Source organism: Paenibacillus silvae (assembly GCF_014639235.1).
GTDB lineage: Bacteria > Bacillota > Bacilli > Paenibacillales > Paenibacillaceae > Paenibacillus > Paenibacillus silvae.
Window position 1 is genome coordinate 439929 of sequence record NZ_BMFU01000003.1, and the last position, 24639, is coordinate 464567.

The following is a 24639-nucleotide window of genomic DNA, read 5'->3' on the forward strand; positions in this document are numbered from 1 at the left end:
AGGGAATTCAAAAATATGGGGATAACCGCTACTCTCCAGGTTATTCTGTCATCGGAGTGGACTGTGTAAAATCTCTAGTTCAAGTTATTTACACACGCTCAAATCGGAACATTTCGCTCAAATAATCTCCCGACTCGCTACCCACAGCGATACCGCCATACATCAAGGCATCACCAGTAAATGTCTCTGATCCGCCTTTCAGACGATAGTCCGCATCTGGATCGAGCCCTTTCAACTTCAGTCGCTGAAGCGGTGCATTCGGTTCAGAGAGAACACGGAAGTAGAATACAATTACTTCACTGCCATCAGGTGCAATGAACATCCATGCTGTCTCGTTGCCTTCAAATGGGCTAAGCAGACGGCGGAATTTACCATATTGCACGGTGCTGCGAATTTCCTTGTACAGCTCAACCTGCGCCTTCACAATAGCATTTTCTTCTTCTGTGAACTTTGTCAGATCCAGCTCATACCCGAAGTTGCCCGACATAGCGACATGACCGCGAATCTCCAAAGACGTGATGCGGTTTACCTGATGGTTAGGCACAGCTGAAATATGTGATCCCATCGAGCTTACAGGGTATACCAGACTTGTCCCATATTGAATCCGCAAACGGGAAATGGCATCCGTGTTATCGCTCGTCCATGCCTGAGGCATGTAATACAGCATACCCGGGTCAAAACGTCCGCCGCCGCCGGAGCAGCTTTCGAACAAAATATTCGGGAAGGCTGTAACGATACGCTCCATCACCTCATACAGTCCGAGCATGTAGCGATGAGCCGTTTCACGCTGTCTGTCAGCCGGGAGCAAAGCAGAGCCCACCTCTGTCATGCTCCGGTTCATGTCCCATTTCACATAAGTAATGGGTGCAGACCCCAGAACATCAGACAGCATGCGCACAATTTCGTCACGCACATCCTGACGGGAGAAGTCCAGCACAAGCTGCTGTCTTCCCTCAGTGCGGCGGCGATCCGGTACATGCAGACACCAGTCGGGATGTGCACGATACAGCTCACTGTCCGGCGAGATCATCTCTGGCTCGAACCACAGACCAAACTGCATATCAAGACCTGTTACACGGTTAGCGAGGTCATCCAGCCCTTGTGGAAGCTTGTTCTTGTCTACAATCCAGTCCCCTAACGACGAGTTATCACTGTCCCGGTGACCAAACCAGCCATCGTCCAGCACGAACAATTCAATGCCAAGCTGTTGACCCGCACGTGCAATCTGCTCGATTTTGTCCGCATTGAAATTAAAATACGTCGCCTCCCAGTTGTTTACCAGCACCGGACGCTCTGCATTGCGGAATTTACCGCGTGCCAGACGTTCCCGGTACAGCTCGTGGTAGGATTGGGACATGCCATCCAGACCTGCTGCAGAGTAAACCATCACCGTCTCCGGGGTCTGGAACGATTCCTGCGGCTCAAGCTTCCAGCTGAACTCAAACGGATTGATACCAACGGATACACGTGTTGTAAAGAACTGGTCCACTTCTGCCTGTGCGGTAAAGCTTCCGCTGTATACCAGACTGAAGCCGTATACTTCGCCATGATCTTCGTCCGTTCCCGGTGTCATCAGGGCAATGAACGGATTCTGCTGATGGCTGCTGGCGCCGCGACGGCTCTCAATGCCCTGCAAACCGGAAGCAAGCGGACGGCGAACGATATCACGTTCACGGGTCCAAGCACCCGAGAGCTGCAGCAGCTCATAATCCGCATGCGGCAGATCTACTGAAGAGCTGAGAGCCCGAAGCACATTCACGACGTGAGCACTCTCATTTACGATACGCATAGAGCGTGTAATGGCATTAAAAGCAGTAAAGGCAGTATACATCAGTTCAATTTTAACGCCTGAAACCTTGTCCTGCATCTCGATAATCAGCGTGTCTGCTTCATCCTCGGATTCAACATACGTTGCAGGCAGTCCCGCTAACGCCTCTTTCCCCTTCATCACTCGGTGGCCTTTATACGTAAATTCGGATACCGATGAGCCATTCTCCAGCTCCAGTTGAACTGCCGGGTTGCGGAAATCACTCGTACCATACACGGGCAGCTCCACTGGCAGGGTGTCGAACGAGATTGTGCGATCCTCAGGCACCGGGTTCGGGCTGAAGGACGCTCTTTCGGTCCGTACATGAAGCCAGCTCAGGTCGGTATCACGCAATTTTTTGCCATAATACAAATGCACCAGATATCCCGAAGGCAGCACTTGAAGTACGTAACTCGCCTCACGGGTCTGTAAATGGAACTGAAGTTTCTCTTGATTGATGTAAATGCTCATATGTCTCCTCCATCTATCTATATAGGTCTTTCGGGTAAACGGTTTCTCAGGTTTCATTATAGCGAAAAGCTTCTCAATGTTCTACGCTTTCAAGTATTTCATCACGCTTAACCAAAAGAGCGCATAACACCTCCTAAGGTATCATACGCTCTCTTGGTTACATTCTGAAATTGTGTGTTCCTTCACAGGAACATCCGTTGTCATCGAACAGGCGACAAAACGCCTACAGCGCTATGTTATCGACCTAGAAATCAATTAAGCCCAAGCTGATCTGCAACGCTTCGTTGACCAGTTTCATGGTCTCTTCATCCAAATGCGTAATTTTGTCAGTCAGCCTCTGCTTATCAATCGTCCGAATCTGTTCGAGCAAAATCACCGAGTCCCGGTCAAAGCCATGAGCAGCCGCATCAATCTCGACATGCGTCGGCAGCTTTGCCTTCTGAATCTGAGCGGTAATAGCCGCCACGATACAGGTTGGACTGAACCGGTTGCCGATATCGTTCTGGATCACCAGAACCGGCCTGACTCCACCTTGCTCGGAACCGACAACGGGAGAAAGATCCGCAAAAAAAACGTCACCACGTTTTACGATCACTGTCTACACCCCGCTAACTAAGCGGTCCAGAGTGCTGTCCGCATCTTCCTCCGCGTGAAAGGCTTCGCATGCCATGGTCAGATTAATCTTCGCCATCTCCATGTACCCTCGCTGCATTGATTCACGGATGAAACGTTTCTTCCGCTCCGTCAAGTACAGCTTCATCGCTTGCCTAATCAATTCGCTGCGGTTGGAATTCTCCAGCGCTACGATGCCATCCACTTCCTGCAAAAGATAATCAGGCAAACTGATCATAATCCGCTTGGTGTTCTGCAAGTTGGCCACCTTTCTTCCACCCCCACAAACCTTTCGCCATTGTGAACCAGTATTACGCTTTTCCAGAACTTTTATACAAAGGAATATATATGCCCCGCGTATATCAAGTATGCTGTACTCCATTATAAACACGGGAAACATTATTCGTACAGACCAAACATCGCATTTCAGGATTTTATTCCGAATATCGTACATATTTCGCGATGCGGCGACAGTTTTCCTTCTGTTCTGAAAAAAAGTTTGCTGGTAATCGTGTCCAATTAGCGAATCAGATTGTCAAAAGCGGATTCATTCTGGCGACTACCTCACCATCACGGATATAGACCCGTGGAATGCGATGGGCCATCATGCAGATCACTTCATAGTCAATCGTACCTAGCTGGTCTGCCACCTCGCTGGCGGTAATGACTCCGTCCAACTGGTGGCCGATGAGAACAACCTCTTCGCCGGCTTGAATTTCTTCCGCTTCCTGTGCGAAAGATTGCAGCGACACCATACACTGGTCCATGCAGATTGTACCGACAACAGGAACACGGCGGCCGCGCACAAGGACTTGCGCTTTGCCCGTCAGCATTCTTGAGAATCCATCTGCATAACCGATAGGCAAGGTCGCTATTCGTTCATTTTCCTGCGTAAAATAACGGGTCCCATAACTGATTCCCCAATGAGGGGGCAATGTTTTGACCAGAACCGCTTTGGTCTTCAGTGTCAATACCGGGAGCAGCTTCACTGCCTGATGATTCACCTCAGTGGAAGGGTACAGCCCATACAGGCTGATGCCTACACGCACCATATCATACGATAATTCAGGTGTATCAATGGCAGCGGCACTGTTCGCCGTATGTATAATCGGGATGACACATCCCTGATCCCTGAGCGTCTGTGCAACGCTCTGAAACCGTTGATACTGCTCCAGCGTATAGGTCTTGTCTTGTTCATCTGCTTTGGCATAGTGCGTGAACATGCCTTCAAGCATAACCTGCTCCATGGAGGACACTTCTTGAATAAATTCAATGGCCTCATGTCCAGGCAGCAGCCCCAGTCTGCCCATACCACTATCAATTTTGATATGCACTTTCAGCTTATTGGCAAAGCAGCTGGCATCCTGTTGTCTGATTGCCTCAAGCACATCTCTGCTAAACAATGTGATGGTCACATCATGCTGCCATGCTGCAGCAACACCTTCAGGCGGTGTATAACCCAATACCAGAATCGGACTTGTAATACCGTGCAGACGCAGTTCAAGCGCTTCGTCAAGAAAGGCCACGCTTAAATAATCCACACCCAGTCGTTCCAGTTCTCGGGCCATCTCCACCGCGCCATGCCCATATGCGTTGGCTTTAACACAGGCGAGAAATTTTGTCCTCTGAGGCAAAGCCTCCCGGAAAGCTGTTACATTGCTTCGCAGATGATCCAAATTAATCTCTACCTGGGTCGGCCGATATTGTCCTTGCACGTTAAGTCACCTTCTCTAGTCTTCTTAATCCGGCTCACGTCAGACTCCATCGTAATGCTACAGCATGTGACTGTCAAATGAACAGAAATTTCACAGCTGTGAAGTTATGCAACAGCAGCCTGGTTGTGACCCTAATCAAGCACAGAAGAAGAGCAGTAAGCAATATAATCTGATGGCTACCAGCATGAAGGGTGCACCTCAAATATATTCTGCTTACATCGACATATTACCCGCTTCAGTCCGCATAGAAGCGTATTTTGTTTATTTTGGACTGAACTGCCAGCATCTTCTGTACTTAATTGAAACGGAACAGAGCATTGCAGAAACGAAACAGAGCACCAGAGAAACGACGTCTCCGATGCTCTATAGCATTCCTTATGACAAGACCGCTATGCGTGTCCTTTTTATTTGCCTGACTCTTCCTGCATGGAGGTCGCGATACGCACCATCTCATTCTCAGGCAAGTCCGCGCTGGTAATCCGGTATTCCACACCATCAACGGTCCATGTCAGCGTCTGTAAAGCATCTCCGCTAATCATACCTGCCGTGAATCCGAGATCAACCAGACGTGAAGGAGCAAGAGACACGGCACGATCCTGAGGTCTTGCTTCAAAAATCGTGTAGTTATATGTGCCCTCGTAGCGAAGCAGGACGGAATAATCCCCGGCTTCCTCCAAAATCTGATCATCCTTCAGCTTGACTCCTTCGGGTGCATATGTCGGTTGAATGACACCAAAGCTGTCTGATTCTTTCGGTGCAGCTGAGGTAGGCTCTTCGCTTCCCTGCTCACTGGTTGCCCCTGCTGATCCTTCATGATTTTCAGTTCCTTGCGGCTTCGTTCCATCGCTCACACCGGACTGTCCGTCAGTAACAGCTCCATCGGCATCCGGCGTCTGAGGATTCGCAGGCTGTTGTGCGCCTGCATCATCGGTCTTCTCTGCTGGAGCTGCACCCGCACCTGCATCTGTTCCAGTTCCGTTTCCTGTTTTATTTCCCTCTTCCGTTGCAGCCGTCATATTCCGCTGCATGTCAAAAGCATCTTTGCCAAAATCAGCTCCAAATTTGAAGCTGTCAAACTTCACGTCCACAACGACATTAGCGTTGGAGTCGGATACCTCCACCTGTTTCGGAGCGTAATCACTTTTATTCAGCCAGATTTTCTGTCTGACCAGTGCATGTGTATTGTAGTTGGCGGCGACATCAAATACATAGCTCTCTTTTTCATCGGCAAACTGACGAGTTTTATCTCCGGTAATGCTGCGAATCAACGTTTCATACAAGTAAACCTGACCCTGATTGTCCGGCCAATCGCTTTGGAAGCGGAAGCTTTTGTTCTGACTCGGTGTCAGTACAAACACGCCTTCATCATTGCGAAGCACAATCTGAGTAACATCCTTCTTGGCATTTGTCAGTGCAATACGATAATAGGAAGGCTTCTGATGCCACACCTCGACCTTATACTGCTGCGGTGTTTCTCCAGTATGCAGTGTCATGACACCTGCTCCCTGATAACTTTCCATCTCTCCAACGACTTCGTTCAGATCTTTGACCACAGCTGCCGCATCCTTCTTCCCGCAGGCGGCAAGTAAGGCCGATAAGACCAATACCATGGCAAGCATCCATGATATTCGGCGCATGACATCATCCCCTTTAGCACATGTTTTCACTTCAGGATTGTGCATACAGCAGAACCCCTACTTGATTAGTACATGTTATGAGGGACTTGTTCGATATATGCGGACTAGTTTGACAAGCAATGCCCGAAACGGTGAAAAACTCAGGTCTGAGAAGCAAATCCGTCTCGGGAAGGATGAGAATTTTATCCAAAACAGGGATAATGAACAAAGGCATAATCGATGCCACAGGTTCTCAGAATGGAGGGATGGAAATGACAATCAAAACTACGACTGAAACCACAGCCACACCAATTCAAAATAAACTTGAAGGATTAGACAACTTTGTCACCAAGCAACTTGAACAATGGAAGGGAGTTGGCACAGCAGTTGCTGTCATTCACAAGGATCAAGTCATCTGGTCCAAAGGATATGGTTACCGTGATCTGGAAAAAAAACTGAAGGTTACGTCTGATACCCTGTTTGCCATTGGCTCCAGCACCAAAGCATTCACCGCAACAGCAGCGGCACAGCTTGTCGATGAGGGACTGCTCGACTGGGATCAACCAGTCAATAGCTACTTGCAGGATTTCCAGATGTTCGATCCAGTTGCAACAGACCGCCTAACTATGAGGGATATGTTATGTCACCGTTCAGGTCTGCCAAGGCATGAAATGGTCTGGTACAATTCCCCTCGCTCCAGAGAAGAACTGGTGCACAGCCTGCGCTACCTTGAACCGAACCAGAACTTCCGCAGTAAATGGCAGTATCAAAACCTGATGTACATGACTGCTGGTTATCTCATCGGTCACCTCAAGGGAACTTCATGGGAGCAGGTTGTTCGAGACCAATTGTTAACCCCGCTGGGTATGAACTCCAGTCTTTTTACGGTCCAAGAAATGCAGGAGCAGGCGGACTACGCACTGCCTTACATGGAGCAGGAAGGGCAGAATGTGAGCATACCTTTTCGTGTCATTGATGCAATCGGCCCTGCCGGCTCAATCAACAGCAACCTGAAGGATATGACTGCATGGCTTCAGCTCCAGGTACAGCGTGGCAAATGGCAGGACAAAGCTCTCGTTTCCACAGAACAGATGGCCGAAATTCACCGACCTCAGATGGTTTCTGATTCTCCGTTTCACAGCAAAGAACTGCCTGTCAGCACATACGGCCTCGGGTGGATGATAGAGCCTTACCGAGGACACGCCATGATTCACCATGGCGGAGCTATCGACGGTTTCGCTTCACAAGTTGCCTTTTTGCCGGATGAGCAGATCGGGATCGTTGTTTTATGCAATACCAATGGAAGTGTTATCCCTTATACGGTTGCCTTTTATATTATGGACTGTGTGCTCGGATTGGAGCCTAAGGACTGGACCTCCACCCTTTTGAAACTCATGGGACAGGGAGAGGAAGAAACAAAACCTGAGAAGAACCCTGCTGTGCTTCCCCTGGATGCTCCGGCCTCTACTTATACTGGAATTTACAAACATCCTGGTTATGGGGAACTGCTTGTGCATGAGACAGATCAGGGGCTGCAAACGAGATTCAACAACATTGACATGCCTATGCAGTATGTCGGCAAGCATACGTTCTCTGTCTCACTGGTCCTGTTTGGCTTGGATATGGATTTTACATTTGAGGTAAGCGAGGATCAGCCCGTACCAGCTGCCTCGGTATCCGCTCCGTTGGTGCCTGAAGCCAATGCCAATCCGATTGTATTTACCAGAATTTCGTAATTTTCAAGGTATGCCCAAGGAGTGCAGCAAACGAGAAACACAAGGAAATACACGTTTAATGGAGCCTTTTTAAGGCTTCTTTTTTATGCTTAATCCAGCTATACAAAACCAGAAATCACGTAAATTATCATTATCATTTTGTATATTATAGTTTACATTTTAAAAATAATCATATACATTGTAACTATGGAGGTGAGTGTGTGGAAGAATTACATAATCATGTTCGGGAATTCCGGGCGAGAGACCGTCTGTCCCAGGCTGAACTCGCAAAGCTCATCGGTGCATCCCGTCAAACCATTGCTTTGATTGAACGCGGAGATTATTCTCCCTCGGTCGTTCTTGCTTTGAAAATAGCTCATGTTTTCGGTGAATCTGTTGAAAAAATATTCGAGTTGAAAGGTGGAATTACAAATGAATCAAGCAGCTAATGCCACATCTTCAAAAAAACGACGAATGCGCCTACCGCTATACGCGGCCGGTGGTGCCGTTGTCGGTTTTATGACCGCAGCTTTGTTTAGAAAATTGCCTTCCGACCTGAACTGGACTCCGTCCATTTATTATGACTATGACTTGCTATTCCTGCTTGTTGCTCTGATGTTCCTCGTAACGGTGATCTGGAACAGCATTAGTCTGGCTCGCACACCATCCGTCCGCCTCGAGGAACCGGATGCGGATTTTACAGATGATATCACCTCCGTGAGTTACCCTGCGGAACGTTCGCTGGGAAGAGCCTTAATGCTTAGCAGCTTCGGGGTCATTACAGCATTTGCATGGGTTGCCTTGGCTTTGTCTTTATACGAGGCAAACAGCCACGCTGCTGAATCTCCAAATCTATTTATTCTAGGCAATCTTGTTGCTGCATGTATCTCGATTATTGTCGTCGTTGTTCTGCAGAGTCTCACAATCAAGCGATATAATCGGTATTTCCCTGATCGTGCTCTGGATTTGGATTCATTAAATATGAGAAAAAATCATTTTAAAAAGCTGGATGAAGGTGAAAAGTGGATTGTCTATCGCGCAGCCTATCGTTCGTTTCAGATGATGAACCTGCTTCTGGGTATTGGAATGGCTGCATTGGTGTTATATTCTGTACTCTTTTCCTTTACCGCTTTCCCAATCGTTCTGCTGGCTGTCATCTGGATGATTAACATCGGCGTTTATTTTCGTGAAACCTATCGCGCTCAGAACCAGTAATACACAGTGAACAGCCTGCTTTGGTAAAAATAACTAAAGGAGTGATGACGTGAATTTATTTTATCGAAATCGTACTACCCGTTCCACCTGGACGGCCCTGACCAGCGCAATGTTGGCAGCAGTTCTATCCCTAAGCCTCTTGGTCCCCCAAGTGCAAGCAGAGACCTCTTCATCAGCATCTGACAATGCTAAGCCGGTAACACTTAACACGGAGTCTGCCACAGCTTTTCTGGACGAATTCTTCGCATCGCCTGAAACCAAGCCACACTATGTTGGTGCTTCAGTTGTTGTGGTAAAGGATGGTCAAGTGCTGACCGAAAAAGGATACGGCTATGCCGATCTGGAGCAAAAAACACCTGTCGATCCGAAGAATACCGCTTTTCGTGTCGCCTCTGTCTCCAAAACCTTTACAGCCGCTGCGGTCATGCAGCTTGTGGAGCAAGGCAAGGTGGACCTGAAGGCCGATTTTCAGACCTATGTGAAAGGTTTGCAATTCGAGAATCCATTTGACACTCCTGTAACCGTAGAACACCTGCTGACACATACGACCGGATTTGAGATTCGTGATCCACAGCTGGAAGACATCCACACAGACCCTGACAAGTACATAACGATGGAGGACTATGCCAAGCAGCACATGCCTCCTATTGTACGAAAGCCTGGTAGCGCCTACATGTATGATAACTTCTCGTTTTTGCTGCTTGGGTTGATAGTGAAAAATGTCAGCGGCGAGCCGTTTGAAACGTATATGCAAGAGCATATCTTTAAACCGCTGGGCATGAACAATAGCAGCTTTCTGCTAAATGATAAATTTCAAAAGCAACTCGCAACCGGTTATGATGCAGCACACAAGCCGGTTGACCTGTACTTCCTTGATCCAAATCCGCTGCCTCAAGGCGGCATGCTGTCTACCGCGGATGACATCGGCAAGTTTATGATCGCCTTTCTGAATGACGGCAAGAAGGATAATCAACAGATTTTGAAACCTGCTACTGTGAAAAGCATGGAGCAGTATCGTTCCTCCATTCATCCGCTCATGCCCGACACAACATATGGTTTTGAGGCTCCCTTCCAGATTCCAGGGGCAGGAAGCAGTTCCAGCGTGATTACCAAAGCAGGCGACCTGACAGGTTACAGCTCTTATCTCTTCTTTATCCCCGAGCAGAACACAGGTGTCTTCCTGACGTATAATCAGAACGGGGCTCTTCGCAGTATGCTTTACACGGCCTTTATTCAGCATTTCTATCCGCAGTACGCCAAACCTGTACAATTCAAGGAATACACACCGCAATCTGTGGAAGAGCTGCAGCGTTTTAACGGATTATATGCTGACCTTCGGATCAGCACAATCATTAGCAAGCTGCAAGCTGGCGGCGAAACGTCCAGTGCGCTCAGCATTAGTGATCCGTTCATTGGCGAACGTAAGCTGATTCAACTGGAAGACAATCTGTTCAAAGATGAATTAACCGGACAGTTCACGGCATTCAAAACATACGAAGATGGAACCACTTACATGAGAGAGCCTTATCTCAACCCATTCGGATATGCTAAAAAAGGACAAAACGCTGCTGGCTTCCGGGATGTTCCGAACAACAGTCCTTATGCTCAAGCCATCCATGGTTTGCAATCTCTTGGATATCTGGAGAATGAAGCTAACCAGTCTTTCAAGCCCAAAACAGCAGTAACCCGAGCTGAATTTATCAAGGATATTCTGCATTTAAGCGGGCTCAAACCAAGTAAAACAACACCGCCTTCGGATACGGACTGGGCAGATCATACGGCGGCTGGCTATATCCAGCTTGGTTATGAAATGGGTCTAATTACAGGCGCAGATGAGAAACAGTTCAAACCGGATCAAGCTATCGTTCGGCAGGAAGCGGCGGTGATGTTATGGCGAGCTTGGCAGCTGCAGTATGCAAGCGAACTGTTCAAGGACGTTAAGCTTGCAGGCTATACCGATGCTTGGGCTGTACCTGCGGTGCAAATGATGGTGAAGCTGGGCATCTACGGCCCTGAGGTTAAAGTCCTGGAGGACGGTTCAGCGGACTTCCTGTCACGCAAACCTCTCATTCGCCAGGAACACGCTGCGATCATGTATGCGTTAATTACACAGCCGACAGATCGCATCGTCGCTGAATTGATGGCTGCACAGCAGCCAGAGCAACCACAGCTGCCATCCACGGAGGAAGCCGTTACGGAAGCTGAAACGCCGGAGAGCAAGCCAGAGACTACACCGATTCCAACAACAGAGAATGCTCCTTCAGCAGCATCGGTTCAATAAATAGGCCATAAAAGTAAACAGCAAAAAGGCTTGCTCGAAAGGGATTACCCTTCACGAACAAGCCTTTTAAATTATGCAATTAACGAGGATACATGGGTGTTCCCGTTACGCTGATCAAACTTGACTGCAGTAGCCCGGGCATGCTCTTCGAAATAGTCTGCAAGCTTGAGCAGATCTCCAGGGTCTCCTTCATACGGGAAGGAAGCTGGCAGACGCAGGCGATAGCCTTCTGCGTCTTTTTCTTCAGTCCAGCGCCGCAATAACGAAGCTGCCTTCGCATAATACATCATTTTGGCATACGCATCCTCATGATCGGCTGCAAGCACCAGTGTTTCTTCGAGGATATCAATCCCTTTAGCCGGATTCGTAAGTGTGAGATACTCCATCTGCTCTGAAAAACTCTGCACGAAATCATTTTCGCCTTTGATCAAACGATATCCTTTAACCTGATGTTTATCTGCTTCATCCTTCCGTCCCAGACGATACAGAGGCATCAGAACTTCGGACAAGGTCAGATGTGGGATCTCCGCACAGCTCATGCGTCCTTTGAGAATCGGCTTGGCCACTTCCAGCACCTTCTCGTCGTCTCCTTTTAACATAAAATAACGCATAATCTCATCCTGCTCACAAGCCTCGCAGTCACTCATGAAGTCGCGGTCCAACGTTCTGAACTTGTCATAGCTGCGTCCCGCTTCCTCCAGTTCGCCAAAATCCATAAAGATGCGGAAACGATAGTACCAGTAAGAACGCTCGCTGTACCCATAGGACTTAAACCTTGCTCCGAAGTCCTCCAGCAGCTCCATAATCTTCTCACGTGAGATTTCCGGGAAATCGGGCATTTTGCCGAGAATCCATTTATAAGACCACAATAACGTCTCTTCATCATACATGTCTGGCTGCTGATCAAACTTGCCAAGCTGCCAGGAAAAAGCGATCAAAGCTTTCATCGGATACCCGCAGAAGGTAGCTACATCCACAATCTCTGAGCGTGCTTCATATGCTTCCTCAACCATACCATTGACGTCAGCTACCCGCGCTGCTTCCTCCAGCAGACCGAGCTTCGCCGAACCATTTGGCAGCTGATAGGCCTCTTCCATCAAATCTTCAAAATCCATCTCTGTCTTCATCAGGCATCTCCCTCGTGATTCGTATTTGCACGTAAACCCCAATCAATGAACCGAACAATTCCCTGGTTCAATACCTCAAGCTCCTGCTTATTCATGGCATAATGCCCCATCATCAGTGCGTTGACATACAACATTTCTATAGCAATCGGTGTCATCTGGTTATCTGGTGATGTCAATACCCGTTTAATGATCGGATTGTTCACATTCAGATACAGGGTCGAGTACCCCGCTGAATTAATGCCTGCTGACAACGAACCGAGAACAGAGGAGAACAAGTCCGTGCTCTCTTCGCTCGCTTTTTCCAGCGCACGCAACGTGGATGACTCCTGCGAAAGAGTGAACAACACCGGCAGGTCAGCTGGCTTGAAGCCCTTCACCTCTGCCCGGCAGCGGAATCGTTGTAACGCCGAATCGGCCAGACGCAATGCATCATAATATTGGTTACGCTCAGCAGGTGCAACATCCGTGAATGTCATCGATACTTCATCCGGCTCGATTCGCTCGGTCTGTACATTGTTCAGTATGAGAGGCAGCATCGCCATGAGTTCTTTATCGTAGATGTACCCAGCGTTAACGACCAGCATCGACTGCGCTGAAGCCACATGGTGAATCTGGCGGTATTCGTCAATGGAGCCTGTATAATAAAGCGTCTCACCTTCATCAATCAGCTCACCAAGCTCCCGATGTCCTCGCGTTGTCTCAAAGGGCAGCCAGCGGTGAATCATCGCGTAGAATTCCTGGTCTTGGACAGCCAGTGCCTTCATCGAAAGGGCATGCAGACGAATCAGCTTCTGCAGACGTTCGGTCTGCTGCTCGGCCATCTCTGCCAGCCCCATCCGCAGGGCGTCTCCGAGCTCGGAGCGCACTTCTTCCAGCTTTTCATTTTCGTAAAAATGCTCTCTCGAAGCTGTGGGCTGCAGCTCATCCGTCCAGATCAGACACTTTACAAAGAAGGCCCAGTCCGGCAAAATGTTCTCGGCTTTCTCCGAAATCAGCATGCGTTTAAGATACACCCGGTGAGATCGCTTCGCGTTCAAATTCACTGCATGCGGCAGCACATACGCGATACCTCCTGTGCGTCCGGAAGCGGTGGTCAGCGGGATAAAATCCTGAAACTTCTCGCCCAGCAGACGTTCCCCAAAAGCAAGCACTTCCGCCCGGCAGGAACGTGCCAGTTCAGGACGTGTAAGCCAGATGGGTGAATCGTTGTTCACAATCGTCTGGACTCCGTCATGAATCAGTGTGACTGGATAAGGCAGCAGAGCACCGTAATAGAATAATGCTTCTTTTACATAATCCGCTTCGAAATAGTGTGCTGCATCCGGCGTGCATCGCAGATATACTCTGGTTCCCGGGGACAATTGTGTGTCCAGCTGTCTGATTGTATATGTACCGTCCGGCTTGCCGCGCCATTCCATGGATGGACCGCCCTTGACCGATTGCGTCAGCATGACGATCTCATGACTGACCATGAAGCAGCTCAGCAGCCCGATGCCAAAACGCCCGATAAACGAGGTCTCGCCATCCAGCAGCGCCTGCTGCCCGCGCTTCGATGATTGTCCGATCATCGCCAGAAACTCATGGATGTCCGCTTCGGTCAAACCTACCCCGTTGTCCTCCACCATCATCGTTAATTGATCTCCGGTTCCTGTCAGCTCGATCCGAGCTTCTCCCTGATAACCAGGCTCCACTTCCTTACGAGCAGTAATCGCATCTGTTGCATTTTGCATAAGCTCGCGCAGAAATACTTTTGGACTGCTGTATAGATGATTCGATAAAATCTGGATCATACCGCTCAGGTTTACCTGAAAACGATATTCGTTGGGTGTACTCATGAATCTATTCACCTTTCCTTCCAAGTCCGACACAGCAGGCAAGCAGCTGCGAGACAACCACACTGAACATACTGATGTGTTAGACGAATTCATTATGTAAGCATCGTAATAGAGGCATACACTCTATAGATCAGAGTCCAAATTACGAGCCTATACTCTATTACGCCATTTACGATAGCAATGAAACGATAAAATAAGTTCTTCTTTTCAAGGATACCTCGTCCAGCTTGTCAAAAAAACAAACCTTAGACCCGATTTATTGAAATTTCCCGGGGAATTATGCACTCGAAACCCGGGACTATAGAAGTGAAGATACACTTCTTTAGTCTTGCATTGAACGATTGGAGCCAGCTGCACGTATAATCTTCAAATTCAGGAATTGGACGGTGATTGTACATGATTGAAGCACGTAACATAACCAAACATTTCGGCACCCTGCCCGCCCTGCTGAATGTCAGCTTCACTATTCAGCAGGGCAGCGTGACGGGTCTGATCGGGCCTAACGGCTCGGGTAAAACGACCTTGATCCGCATCATGAACGGCGTACTCGGGGCAAACGCTGGTCAAGTGATGATCCAGGGCATGAATACATCGCAAGAGACAGAAAAGGTACTGTCCATCTGCGGCACCTTGACTGAGCAAAGCGGCTTGTATGAAAATATGAGCGGTCGGGACAACCTGCTTTTTTTCGCGGATGCCTTTGCATTAAAATGTCCTGCTGAACGAATTGACGAGCTGGTTGAATTGCTTGAAATTCAGGATTATCAGCATCGCAAGGTCGGCACATACAGCACAGGTATGAAAAAAAGGCTGGGCCTTGCCCGGGTGCTGCTCCACCGTCCATCTATTCTCTTTCTGGATGAGCCGACCAACGGTCTTGATCCTGATGGAATTCAGATGGTTCTGCGTATCCTTCGCCGCCTGAATGTGGAGCAAGGCATGACTATTCTGATCTCATCACATGTGCTGACCCAATTGTCCGCTGTGTGTAATGATTATATTTTTATGGAGAAAGGTCGCATTGTGGAGAAGGGCACCGAACAGGAGATCATTCAGCGGTATCAATCTGAACCACGGCTGGAGGTCGAGGCAGATATGCCGAATGGCTGGATAACTGGAGCCTTCTCGCCTGTTGCTGCAAATTCACATTCAGCTACGTTTCAGTTATCCTCTCGTGAACAGATTCCACAGCTGCTGCGGCAGTTAACCGAAAGTGGTCAAGTGTATCAGGCACGAATTGAAGGCAATGATCTGGAAAGCATCTATTTTGCAATCAGGGAGGCAAATGCTCATGAATAATCGTCAAGCACTGCGTGCAATCATTCGTAAAGATATCCGTTCGGTTACATCCAGTGTGCAGCTGTGGCTGCCTATGCTGATCGTACCCTTGATTATTGGCATCATTGTGCCCTCTGCTTTGATCTGGGCAGCATCCAGCATGAATCTGCATTCGATTAACAATATCAACGTCATTCTGGAAACATTGAATAAAGTGATGCAGGGCGGACAGCTGCCTTCTCTCGCTGGCATGACCACAGACAATCAACGGATCGTTTATTATCTGGGCTTATACATGTTCGCACCATTATTTCTCATCATACCGGTGATGGCCTCCAGCATACTGACTGCGAACAGCTTCGCCGGAGAAAAGGAACGCAAAACACTGGAGGGACTCTTGTTTACCCCTATGAGCATGGAAACCTTGTTCACAGGCAAAGTGCTCGCAGCTCTCATTCCCTCTATTTTATTATCCTGGATTACATTTATCCTGTATGGCATCATGGCCAATATTCTGATGTATCCTCTGTTCGACAAGTTGATGTTCCCTAACGTGAACTGGATCATTCTGATCCTCTGGGTTGTGCCGACCTGCAGTCTCGCTGTCATTCTGCTCAATGTGCTTATCTCCGCTAAAGTACGGGGATTTCAGGAAGCCTATCAGCTCGGCGGACTTGTCGTACTGCCCTTGCTGGGTCTAATTGCTGGTCAGGCAACGGGCATGTTAATGATTGGGCCGTGGATGCTTCTGGGCATCGGAGCCGTCATGCTGATTATAAGCTGCATACTGCTTCGTCTGGTGACCGTCTGGAATCGCCGCCAGCAGCTCGCGGAAAGTCAGATTTAAGCTGCAAAAGATGTTCTCATGTTCACCTTTTCCCTCTAACAAATCTTCCATTGTTTACCGATATAAGCTACGATAGAAAAAAAGTATACATACATAACACGATGAAAGGTGACGATGTTCAAATGAAGAAAAAGCCTGCATTTTTGCAGCGCGCCCTCTGCACTTTACTGCTTCTGAGTTTCGTGGCAGTCGGGGCATTAAGTGGAGGAACCAATACACAAGCAGCTTCACTTAGCCAATCTACCGTTTATTATGATTCGGATGGCGTACTCTACAAAGTATCCGGTGATGGCAGCCAGACAACGGAGGTACTGCTTGATTTTGAAGGCGTGGATATGGTTGCTGCTGGATCGTATCTATATTACACACAGACTCCCACCTCCTCCACCCTGCTTCGCGTTCCAAATGACGGCTCCAGTGATGCAGCCGAGACCTTTGCTACCGATGTAATCAATTATTATGCAGATAACGGATTCATCTATTACCTGGACTCCAAGGGTAACATTTACCGTGCCAATGGTGATCAGGCTGCTTCCTCAGCTACCAAAATCACAGAGAAGGCAGATACGGATTTTCCACTACTTGTCGTGACCAAAGGACGTGTCTACTACAACTCTCTGATTAACGGCAAGACCTGGGTTGCGTCCAAAGCCTCTAACGGCACAGGGTCAGTGCAAAGCCTTGCAAAAGGCGCTGTAGAGGGTCCTCATTTTGTAAACTTTACGAAGAATGAAATCCAGCTTATGGTCAACACTAATCCTGACGAGCGCTATTACTCCACCAATGCCATCGTCATGTACAAAGCCAATTACAATACAGGCAAAGGCACTGCAGTAAACGCAAAAGCGAAGCTGGATGTCAACGCCGTGTATTCCGGTGGCTGGAGCAGCAATCTGTACGTATACAATAATGGAATCAGTCTGGACACCGACAAGGAGTACAACTATACCAAAGGTAAAGCGTATGCCCTGACAACCTCGGGAAAAACGTTCCTGCTTCACTCCAAAAGTGTGCGTGAGGTCAGCTCGGTGGGAAGCGACAAGGTCGTAATTATTGATGCGGACAAAAAAGCTTATGCCAAAACGGTTACTGCTGCCAAGGTAAGCAAAACGACAAACCTGAATCTGAGCAATGTCACTTACATTTTGAATCAGTACATGAATGACAAGGCTGAGGTAGCTTACATCTCTGGTAAAAACGGGCTCTATGCAGTCAGTACTGAGCTTAAGGTCAGCAAAATCGCTGGCGAGGAATGGGATGCCTTCCACTTTCGTAATGATGTTCCGGGCATCTTCTATATTCATGCCAGTGACGAATACCGTTTATATTATTCAGCGGCCAATGGAAAAGGACAAAAAGTGCTGAGTGACATTTTCCTGGATGACATTCTGTTGATTACACCAAATTAAAAACATGCATGAACGTTGTTTCATGTATGACAATGTATAGCTAGAATAAGGATGACTTTTTCAGCCACAGTGCTGAAGGTCATCCTTTTTTAATTTCTTTTTGCAATTTATGCTTTGTGATTTGTGATCTGTGTTTTGTGTTTCGTGTTTCATGTTTCGTGTTTCGTGTTTCGTCAAAATATTTTTTTAAAAACGCCTTCCATTTGAGAATGATAATTGTTATCATTAAGAAAATAAGACAAAAGGATGGTCCGAATGAATGAATCGTTTCCCCAATTAACCGAAACCTCTTCTCTGCCACTGCTCTCTTCAATGTGCCGTGTACGCCGCAGAGGACATTTTCGTGTACAAGGCATGACGGTAACCCGGCCCATACTTTGTCTTATTTTACAAGGCAAAGGCCTGCTGGCTCTGGACGATATCGTGCATGAAGCACAAGCCGGAGAATTGTTTATGATTAAACCGGGTACTACCATCGAAGCAGTATGCCATTCAGATATGACCGAATTTCTAATGTTAAGTATGGAGCATATGCGTATGAAGCGAGTACGTGGTCAGTGGCAAATGACTCCCGCCCCCTCTCTGCCTTCGGATTGGCAAACAGGTAAACTTCGAATTCGAAACGAACACCAGGCCGCATTACGCATGAGCAAGCTGTACGACTGTTATCGTGGCGAGCATGCGGATTACTTTATAAGTATACATAGCCAGCTGCATGAGCTGCTGCACTTCCTGACTGAACACCGTCTGGAAGCTAATCTTGAAAAGGTAGATCCTGCGGTAGAACGCAGCATTACTTATATGCGACGGTTCATGAGTGAAGGCATCAGCATGGATCATCTGGCAAAAATTGCGGGTCTCACCCCGAGCTCATACTCTCGCAGTTTCAAAAAAGCCAAGGGCATGTCTCCTACCGATTATTTGAACCAGCTGCGTATTGAAGAAGCGAAGAAACAATTAACTGAGGATCAATGCGTGCTCAAAGATGTAGCCGAATCGCTCGGTTATGGCAATGAATATTATTTTAGCCGCAAGTTCAAACAGCTGCTTGGTATTGCACCAAGTATATATATGAAGAAAAACCGTTTAAGAGTTGCTACAGTGTCCAGTACTGGGTTGGACGAACAGCTAGGCTTGTTAGGATTGCAGCCTGTTGAATCACTGAATTTGAGCTTTCATCCAAACACCAATCAAGCCATTGCAGCCACTTCGGCAAAACCCGCAGCGCAAACACCTTCGTTAACGAGCAAGCTCGATCGGCTGCGCCGCGCCAAGCCTGATCTGATTATCGGGGACGCTTCCTGTGAGCCGTATTATGAACATCTGAAAAATATTGCTCCTACCGTCATGATCGAAGTGACAAGAGACTGGAAGCAGACCTGCTTACGCCTGGCTGAGCTCACTGGCCGCGAGCCGCAAGCCAAACTGTACCTGAAGCAGGTAGAGTTCCAACAGCTGGAGGCTGGAGCATTTCATGCTTCCCATCAGGAGCGGAAACACACCGTTTGGGCAGAGCAAGCAAACACTCGCGGGGCATCATGCCCATTGCAAACTAGTGGCAGCAAATCATGGATGCCTTCCCGTCGGATGCAAAAAGGCAGCACAGTGGAGCCCGCGGCATCCCGAGCTTCTGCACATGTGAAAAAATCCAGCCTTAGTGTGATCGGACAATAATACAAAGAGACCCTCTCAGGCAGAAAGGGTCTCTTTGTATTATGCCACTACTATTATAGTTGTTCTTTCATTTGCTCTTTAACTTCATCTTTCATTTCTTCCCTGATCTCTTCTTTGGGAACAAGCTTATAGATTTCCTCATCCTCCATTGTATCAATAAGCCTGTCCAGCCAGCGGTAATATGCTTCCGCTTGGAGTACTTTTCGCTTATCCTCCGACAGTACATGCAAAAGCTCGGCGTCGTCCTGCTCATCCAGGTCTTTCACAATGCGATTGATTTCGTCAACGGATTTGCGCAGAATCTGAAGGTTGCTTTCCACTGCTTTTCTCCATTTAATCACGAAATAATCCGTAAAGGTCTGATGCCAGTCATACTCTACTTCATACAGATCTTTTCTGGAGCCTTTGCTCCACACCTTATTTACCATTTTCAGATCCAGCAGCGTGCGCACTCCGGTACTCATACTTGTTTTGCTCATTTCCATTTCCCGGCCCATATCATCAAGGGTCATCGGTTTGTCTGCGAAAAATAGCAATCCATATAAATGTCCCGTGGACAAGGTTACGCCGTATAGATCCATATTGCGTCCAATGGCCTCGATTACGCGTTTACGGATCTTCAGTACGGTAGCCTGCTGATCCTCTTTCAAATGGTCCAAGCTCATGCTTGCAACCTCCATTCTGAACATTCCCAGTCTTGGCAAAAAAATTCCCGCATGTTCAAGTCTAGCTTATATACATGAGAAAGCTTCCGGCCGGACATCCTATATGCCAGGAAATCTTCTGTACCCAGATACTAATATTGGGAACTTTACCATGCTTTATTTTGCCTACGATGATCTTTTAACCAAAAAAATAAGCTTTAATTCAGCTCATTTTCTATTGTAGGAAAAGCCATAATAAATGTAAAGATACCGAATCAGCCAGAATAAGGAGATAGATGGAGCATTTGAGAGGAAAACTTTGTACAGTTTTTACTGTACAAACATTATGTACTGTTTATTCAGTTGATATACTGGTTAAGTACTGTTAGAATACAAACCGTTACCCAGAAAGACGGGAAGCGAAGCATGAATACCGGATTTCGTGGCTGGGCGCACAAGTGTATGGGCTTGTGACTGCTGAACGCCGTTCGAAGTGCAAAACACATCAGAAGGGGTGAAAACATGACCATACTTGAAGTGAAAAACGTAAGTAAACTGTTTGGCCCCCAAACCGAGCAAGGTCTGCAATTACTGGAGCAAGGTTGGGGCAAAGAAAAGTTGGCCAAAGAAAAACAGATAACGGTTGGTGTCAACCGGGTCAACATGGAAATCAATGAAGGTGAAATTTTCGTCATTATGGGCCTGTCAGGGAGTGGTAAGTCTACGCTGGTTCGGATGTTCAATCGTCTGATTGAACCTACATCTGGCGAAATTCTGGTCCATGGTAAAGATCTGCGTAAAATGAACAAAGAGCAGCTGCGTGAAGTGCGCCGGAAAACGATCAGCATGGTGTTCCAGAAATTTGCGTTGTTCCCGCACCGAACCGTTCTTGATAATGTGGAATATGGCTTGGAAATTCAAAAAGTAGATAAGGAAGTACGCCGGGAAAAGGCCAAGGCTTCTCTTGAGCTGGTTGGCCTTAAAGGCTGGGAAGACAAAATGCCGGATGAGCTGAGCGGCGGAATGCAGCAGCGTGTCGGACTAGCCCGTGCTCTTGCAAATGACCCGGAAGTTCTGCTGATGGATGAAGCCTTCAGTGCGCTTGATCCATTGATTCGCCGGGATATGCAGGACGAGTTGATCGAGCTTCAGGATAAAATGAAAAAGACCATTATTTTCATTACCCATGACTTGGACGAAGCGCTGCGCATCGGCGATCGAATTGCTCTTATGAAAGACGGCGCCGTTGTGCAGATCGGTACACCGGAGGAAATTATGATTCAACCGGCCAACTCATATGTGGCCCGCTTCGTCGAAGACGTGGATTTGTCCAAGGTCCTTACAGCATCACACGTCATGCGCCGACCAGAAACGATTACACTTGATCGTGGCCCTCGTGTTGCTCTCGAATTGATGCGTGAGCGAGGAATCTCGAACCTGTTTGTTATTGACCGTTCGAAAAAGCTGTTAGGTGTCATTACTGCAGAAGACGCAACCCGTGCGATGCGCGAAAATAAAGTTTTAAACGACATTCTGATTACAGATGGGCCGACGGTGTCGTCTGAGACCTTGATTCATGAATTGTTTGAAATTGTAAGTTCAGCCCATGTGCCACTCGCCGTTGTAAGCGAGACGGGTCGTCTGCAAGGTGTTATCGTTCGCGGTGCCCTGCTGGGTGCTCTAAGCGGTGAAGTTGCAGAAAAGGAGGAAGCTGTGAATGATTCCCAAAATACCACTAGCATCGTGGATTGAATCCATCGTTGACTGGATGAGCTCCTCGCTCTCCGGATTGTTTAAAGTCATCTCTGTCGTTATTCAGGAAGTGGTCGGATTTTTCTCCGGGCTGTTTATGCTGCCTCACCCGCTCCTGTTCATTGTTATATTAGGTGTACTGGCATTTCTGGTAGGCAGATTGCCACTTACCTTGTTTACCGTGATCGGTTTCCTGCTCGTAGATAACCTGGGCTACTGGTCCCAATCCATGGACACCCTCGGTCTCGTTATTACGTCAGGATTAATCTCCATCCTGTTGGGCGTGCCTGTCGGCATCTGGCTGGCATACAGCAAAACAGCAGCACGCATTATCACACCGCTGCTCGACTTTATGCAGACCATGCCAGCATTCGTATATCTGCTGCCAGCGGTTACGTTCTTTAGTCTCGGCGTTGTTCCGGGCGTCATCGCCTCCGTAATCTTCGCGATCCCGCCAACGATTCGTCTGACACACCTGGGTATCAAACAGGTATCCAGTGAGCTGGTGGAGGCCGCGGATGCCTTTGGATCAACCTCAGCTCAAAAATTATTTAAAGTTCAGCTTCCACTCGCGCTGCCAACCGTGATGTCCGGTATTAACCAGACCATCATGCTGTCCCTTTCCATGGTTGTTATTGCATCCATGATCGGTGCACAGGGTATCGGTGCGGAAGTTTACCGTGCCGTAACACAGCTGCAGATCGGTAAAGGCTTTGAAGCCGGTCTTGCTGTCGTGGTGCTTGCTATCGTGCTTGACCGCTTTACTCAAAACCTGTTTATGCCAGGCCGCAAAAAGACTTCCCGTGTCTCAACCCGACAAAAGGTCTGGATTACTGCTGCAGCAACACTGCTCGTTCTCGTTGCTGGCTTCTCTCAATATTTCACTGGCAGCACAACATCTGCAGGCGGCAACAATGGAACAGCGAACGCTGTAGGTGAAGAAGTCAACTATCAAATTATCGGTATCGACCCTGGTGCTGGCATTATGAAATCTGCAGCTAAAGCGATAGAAGATTATCAATTGTCCGATTGGAATCTGATTGAAGGTTCTGGCGCAGCGATGACTGCTACACTAGACAAAGCGCTCAAGAACAAAGAACCGATTATCGTTACAGGCTGGACGCCTCACTGGATGTTCAACAAGTACGATCTGAAATATCTGGAAGATCCGAAGAAGTCCTTCGGGGATGCCGAAGAGATCCATACGATTGCCCGCAAAGGTTTGAAGGCCGATCACCCTGTTGCTTACGAGTTCCTCTCCCGCTTCAAGTGGACCTCTGATGAGATGGGTGAGATGATGATTGCGATTCAGGACGGTACTTCCCCTGAACAGGCAGCCAAAGAGTATGCCGAGAAACATGCGGATCAGATCAATGAATGGACCAAAGGTCTGACTCCTGTGAACGGCGATACGTTTAAACTGAGCTACGTTGCATGGGATTCAGAGATCGCCAGCACCAACCTGCTGAAATATGTCATGGAAACCAAGCTTGGCTACAAAGTCAATGCGCTTCAGGTCGAAGCAGGACCGATGTGGACTGGTGTCGCTTCAGGTGATGTTGATGCTTCTCCTGCCGCATGGCTGCCGCTGACGCATGCTGATTATTGGGCACGTTACAAGGATCAGGTCGAGGATCTTGGAGCCAACATGACAGGTGTTCGCACAGGTCTCGTTGTTCCGAAATACATGACAGACGTCAACTCCATTGAGGACTTGGAAAAAGGTGCTTCTTCTTCCGATTCATCTGCTGCACCTGCAGCGAGTGCTAATATCGGAAACGAAGTAAATCATCAGATCATCGGGATTGATCCAGGCGCAGGCATTATGAAATCCACTGCAGCTGCGATTGAGAAATATGGTCTGACGAACTGGAATCTCGTAGAAGGGTCCGGCGCAGCCATGACGGCTACGCTGGACAAAGCATACAAGAACGAAGACCCGATTATCATTACTGGCTGGACACCGCACTGGATGTTCAATCAATATGATCTCAAATATCTGGAAGATCCTGATAAAGTCTATGGTGACGCTGAAGAGATTCATACGATTGCTCGTAAAGGCTTGAAAGAAGATCAGCCTGTTGCTTATGAGTTCCTGTCCCGTTTCAAGTGGACCTCCGATGAGATGGGCGAGATCATGATTGCCATCCAGGGAGGAACTTCCCCTGAGCAGGCCGCCAAAGACTATGCCGATAAGCATAAGGATCAGATTGCTGAATGGACCAAAGGTCTGACTCCTGTGAACGGTGAGACGTTCCGTCTCGGTTATGTCGCTTGGGACTCCGAGATTGCAAGCACCAATCTGCTAAAATATGTAATGGAAAACAAGCTCGGTTATAAAGTAACCGCGTTGCAAGTGGAAGCCGGACCAATGTGGACTGGCGTTGCTTCAGGTGACGTTGATGCCTCTCCGGCAGCCTGGCTTCCACTCACCCATGCTGATTATTGGGCGAAATACAAAGATCAGTTAGATGATCTTGGTGCCAATATGACAGGTGTCAAAACCGGTCTGGTCGTGCCAGCCTACATGGATGTTAAATCCATTGCAGATTTAAAAGATCATTAAGTCCGAACCATTTTACAGCCTTTATTTTGTCCGTCATTATATCTGTTCTAATATTGTTATTTCTTTAAATGAACC

General features: G+C 47.9%; 18 protein-coding genes. 10 read left to right on the forward strand and 8 right to left on the reverse strand.

Annotated elements, in window-relative coordinates; translation table 11 throughout:
• Window positions 1-88: 88 nt before the first annotated feature.
• The 5 genes from IEW26_RS12955 to IEW26_RS12975 form a co-directional block, all read right to left on the reverse strand.
• Window positions 89-2278, reverse strand: a complete 2190-nt coding sequence (locus IEW26_RS12955; protein ID WP_188592706.1) for an alpha-galactosidase — start codon at window positions 2276-2278, stop codon at window positions 89-91.
• 244 nt (window positions 2279-2522) lie between these two features.
• The gene (locus IEW26_RS12960) at window positions 2523-2873 is read right to left on the reverse strand and encodes a type II toxin-antitoxin system PemK/MazF family toxin (RefSeq protein ID WP_024630714.1); all 351 of its coding nucleotides are present in this window, start codon (window positions 2871-2873) and stop codon (window positions 2523-2525) included.
• A 3-nt stretch (window positions 2874-2876) separates the two neighbouring features.
• Window positions 2877-3158: a CopG family ribbon-helix-helix protein gene (locus tag IEW26_RS12965; protein WP_188592707.1), complete on the reverse strand. Its 282-nt coding sequence runs from the start codon at window positions 3156-3158 to the stop codon at window positions 2877-2879.
• A 259-nt stretch (window positions 3159-3417) separates the two neighbouring features.
• Window positions 3418-4605 (reverse strand): alanine racemase, encoded by a 1188-nt coding sequence (gene alr, locus IEW26_RS12970; RefSeq protein WP_188592708.1) that lies wholly within the window; start codon window positions 4603-4605, stop codon window positions 3418-3420.
• A 404-nt stretch (window positions 4606-5009) separates the two neighbouring features.
• Window positions 5010-6242 carry a DUF4367 domain-containing protein gene (locus tag IEW26_RS12975; protein WP_188592896.1) on the reverse strand — a complete coding sequence of 411 codons (1233 nt, stop codon included), beginning with the start codon at window positions 6240-6242 and terminating at the stop codon, window positions 5010-5012.
• A gap of 251 nt (window positions 6243-6493) precedes the next feature.
• Here IEW26_RS12975 and IEW26_RS12980 point away from each other — a divergent pair, with 251 nt between their 5' ends.
• The 4 genes from IEW26_RS12980 to IEW26_RS12995 all read left to right on the forward strand — a co-directional run bounded on the left by IEW26_RS12980 (window position 6494) and on the right by IEW26_RS12995 (window position 11432).
• Entirely contained in the window at window positions 6494-7957 is a 1464-nt protein-coding gene (locus tag IEW26_RS12980; RefSeq protein ID WP_188592709.1) for a serine hydrolase, read from the forward strand.
• A gap of 200 nt (window positions 7958-8157) precedes the next feature.
• Window positions 8158-8385 carry a helix-turn-helix transcriptional regulator gene (locus IEW26_RS12985; RefSeq protein WP_188592710.1) on the forward strand — a complete coding sequence of 76 codons (228 nt, stop codon included), beginning with the start codon at window positions 8158-8160 and terminating at the stop codon, window positions 8383-8385.
• On the forward strand, window positions 8369-9151 hold the full coding sequence (locus IEW26_RS12990; RefSeq protein ID WP_188592711.1) for a DUF3169 family protein: 783 nt from the start codon (window positions 8369-8371) through the stop codon (window positions 9149-9151). Before IEW26_RS12985 ends, IEW26_RS12990 begins: the two co-directional genes overlap by 17 nt.
• Before the next feature lie 49 nt (window positions 9152-9200).
• Window positions 9201-11432 (forward strand): serine hydrolase domain-containing protein, encoded by a 2232-nt coding sequence (locus IEW26_RS12995; protein WP_229729838.1) that lies wholly within the window; start codon window positions 9201-9203, stop codon window positions 11430-11432.
• 71 nt (window positions 11433-11503) lie between these two features.
• Here the strand turns inward: IEW26_RS12995 and IEW26_RS13000 are convergent, their stop codons facing one another.
• Together IEW26_RS13000 and IEW26_RS13005 are read right to left on the reverse strand one after the other, a co-directional pair.
• The gene (locus IEW26_RS13000; RefSeq protein WP_188592712.1) at window positions 11504-12559 is read right to left on the reverse strand and encodes a hypothetical protein; all 1056 of its coding nucleotides are present in this window, start codon (window positions 12557-12559) and stop codon (window positions 11504-11506) included.
• Window positions 12559-14394, reverse strand: coding sequence for an HSP90 family protein (locus IEW26_RS13005; RefSeq protein WP_188592713.1), 1836 nt, complete (start codon window positions 14392-14394; stop codon window positions 12559-12561). The genes IEW26_RS13000 and IEW26_RS13005 overlap by 1 nt, the downstream gene beginning before the upstream one ends.
• Before the next feature lie 396 nt (window positions 14395-14790).
• On the opposite strand from IEW26_RS13005, the gene IEW26_RS13010 reads away from it, so the two are divergent.
• The 4 genes from IEW26_RS13010 to IEW26_RS13025 all read left to right on the forward strand — a co-directional run bounded on the left by IEW26_RS13010 (window position 14791) and on the right by IEW26_RS13025 (window position 19602).
• Entirely contained in the window at window positions 14791-15693 is a 903-nt protein-coding gene (locus tag IEW26_RS13010; protein ID WP_188592714.1) for an ABC transporter ATP-binding protein, read from the forward strand.
• Window positions 15686-16519, forward strand: coding sequence for an ABC transporter permease subunit (locus IEW26_RS13015; RefSeq protein WP_188592715.1), 834 nt, complete (start codon window positions 15686-15688; stop codon window positions 16517-16519). The genes IEW26_RS13010 and IEW26_RS13015 overlap by 8 nt, the downstream gene beginning before the upstream one ends.
• Before the next feature lie 122 nt (window positions 16520-16641).
• Complete coding sequence (locus IEW26_RS13020) at window positions 16642-17928, forward strand: DUF5050 domain-containing protein (protein ID WP_188592716.1); 1287 nt, start codon at window positions 16642-16644, stop codon at window positions 17926-17928.
• A gap of 255 nt (window positions 17929-18183) precedes the next feature.
• Window positions 18184-19602, forward strand: coding sequence for an AraC family transcriptional regulator (locus tag IEW26_RS13025; protein ID WP_188592717.1), 1419 nt, complete (start codon window positions 18184-18186; stop codon window positions 19600-19602).
• Between the two features lie 53 nt (window positions 19603-19655).
• On the opposite strand, the gene IEW26_RS13030 is transcribed toward IEW26_RS13025, so the two are convergent.
• Entirely contained in the window at window positions 19656-20267 is a 612-nt protein-coding gene (locus IEW26_RS13030; RefSeq protein WP_188592718.1) for a GbsR/MarR family transcriptional regulator, read from the reverse strand.
• A gap of 501 nt (window positions 20268-20768) precedes the next feature.
• Between IEW26_RS13030 and IEW26_RS13035 the strand changes: the two genes are divergently transcribed.
• Entirely contained in the window at window positions 20769-21998 is a 1230-nt protein-coding gene (locus tag IEW26_RS13035) for a quaternary amine ABC transporter ATP-binding protein (protein ID WP_145403416.1), read from the forward strand.
• Entirely contained in the window at window positions 21964-24564 is a 2601-nt protein-coding gene (locus IEW26_RS13040) for a glycine betaine ABC transporter substrate-binding protein (RefSeq protein ID WP_188592719.1), read from the forward strand. Before IEW26_RS13035 ends, IEW26_RS13040 begins: the two co-directional genes overlap by 35 nt.
• Window positions 24565-24639 lie beyond the last annotated feature (75 nt).

Coding starts and splice junctions, on each gene's coding strand:
- IEW26_RS12955 (WP_188592706.1), bottom strand. CDS start 2,278: ATGAGCATTTACATCAATCAAGAGAAACTTCAGTTCCATTTACAGACC.
- IEW26_RS12975 (WP_188592896.1), bottom strand. CDS start 6,242: ATGCGCCGAATATCATGGATGCTTGCCATGGTATTGGTCTTATCGGCC.
- IEW26_RS12980 (WP_188592709.1), top strand. CDS start 6,494: ATGACAATCAAAACTACGACTGAAACCACAGCCACACCAATTCAAAAT.
- IEW26_RS12990 (WP_188592711.1), top strand. CDS start 8,369: ATGAATCAAGCAGCTAATGCCACATCTTCAAAAAAACGACGAATGCGC.
- IEW26_RS13000 (WP_188592712.1), bottom strand. CDS start 12,559: ATGAAGACAGAGATGGATTTTGAAGATTTGATGGAAGAGGCCTATCAG.
- IEW26_RS13005 (WP_188592713.1), bottom strand. CDS start 14,394: ATGAGTACACCCAACGAATATCGTTTTCAGGTAAACCTGAGCGGTATG.
- IEW26_RS13010 (WP_188592714.1), top strand. CDS start 14,791: ATGATTGAAGCACGTAACATAACCAAACATTTCGGCACCCTGCCCGCC.
- IEW26_RS13015 (WP_188592715.1), top strand. CDS start 15,686: ATGAATAATCGTCAAGCACTGCGTGCAATCATTCGTAAAGATATCCGT.
- IEW26_RS13020 (WP_188592716.1), top strand. CDS start 16,642: ATGAAGAAAAAGCCTGCATTTTTGCAGCGCGCCCTCTGCACTTTACTG.
- IEW26_RS13025 (WP_188592717.1), top strand. CDS start 18,184: ATGAATGAATCGTTTCCCCAATTAACCGAAACCTCTTCTCTGCCACTG.
- IEW26_RS13030 (WP_188592718.1), bottom strand. CDS start 20,267: ATGAGCTTGGACCATTTGAAAGAGGATCAGCAGGCTACCGTACTGAAG.
- IEW26_RS13035 (WP_145403416.1), top strand. CDS start 20,769: ATGACCATACTTGAAGTGAAAAACGTAAGTAAACTGTTTGGCCCCCAA.
- IEW26_RS13040 (WP_188592719.1), top strand. CDS start 21,964: ATGATTCCCAAAATACCACTAGCATCGTGGATTGAATCCATCGTTGAC.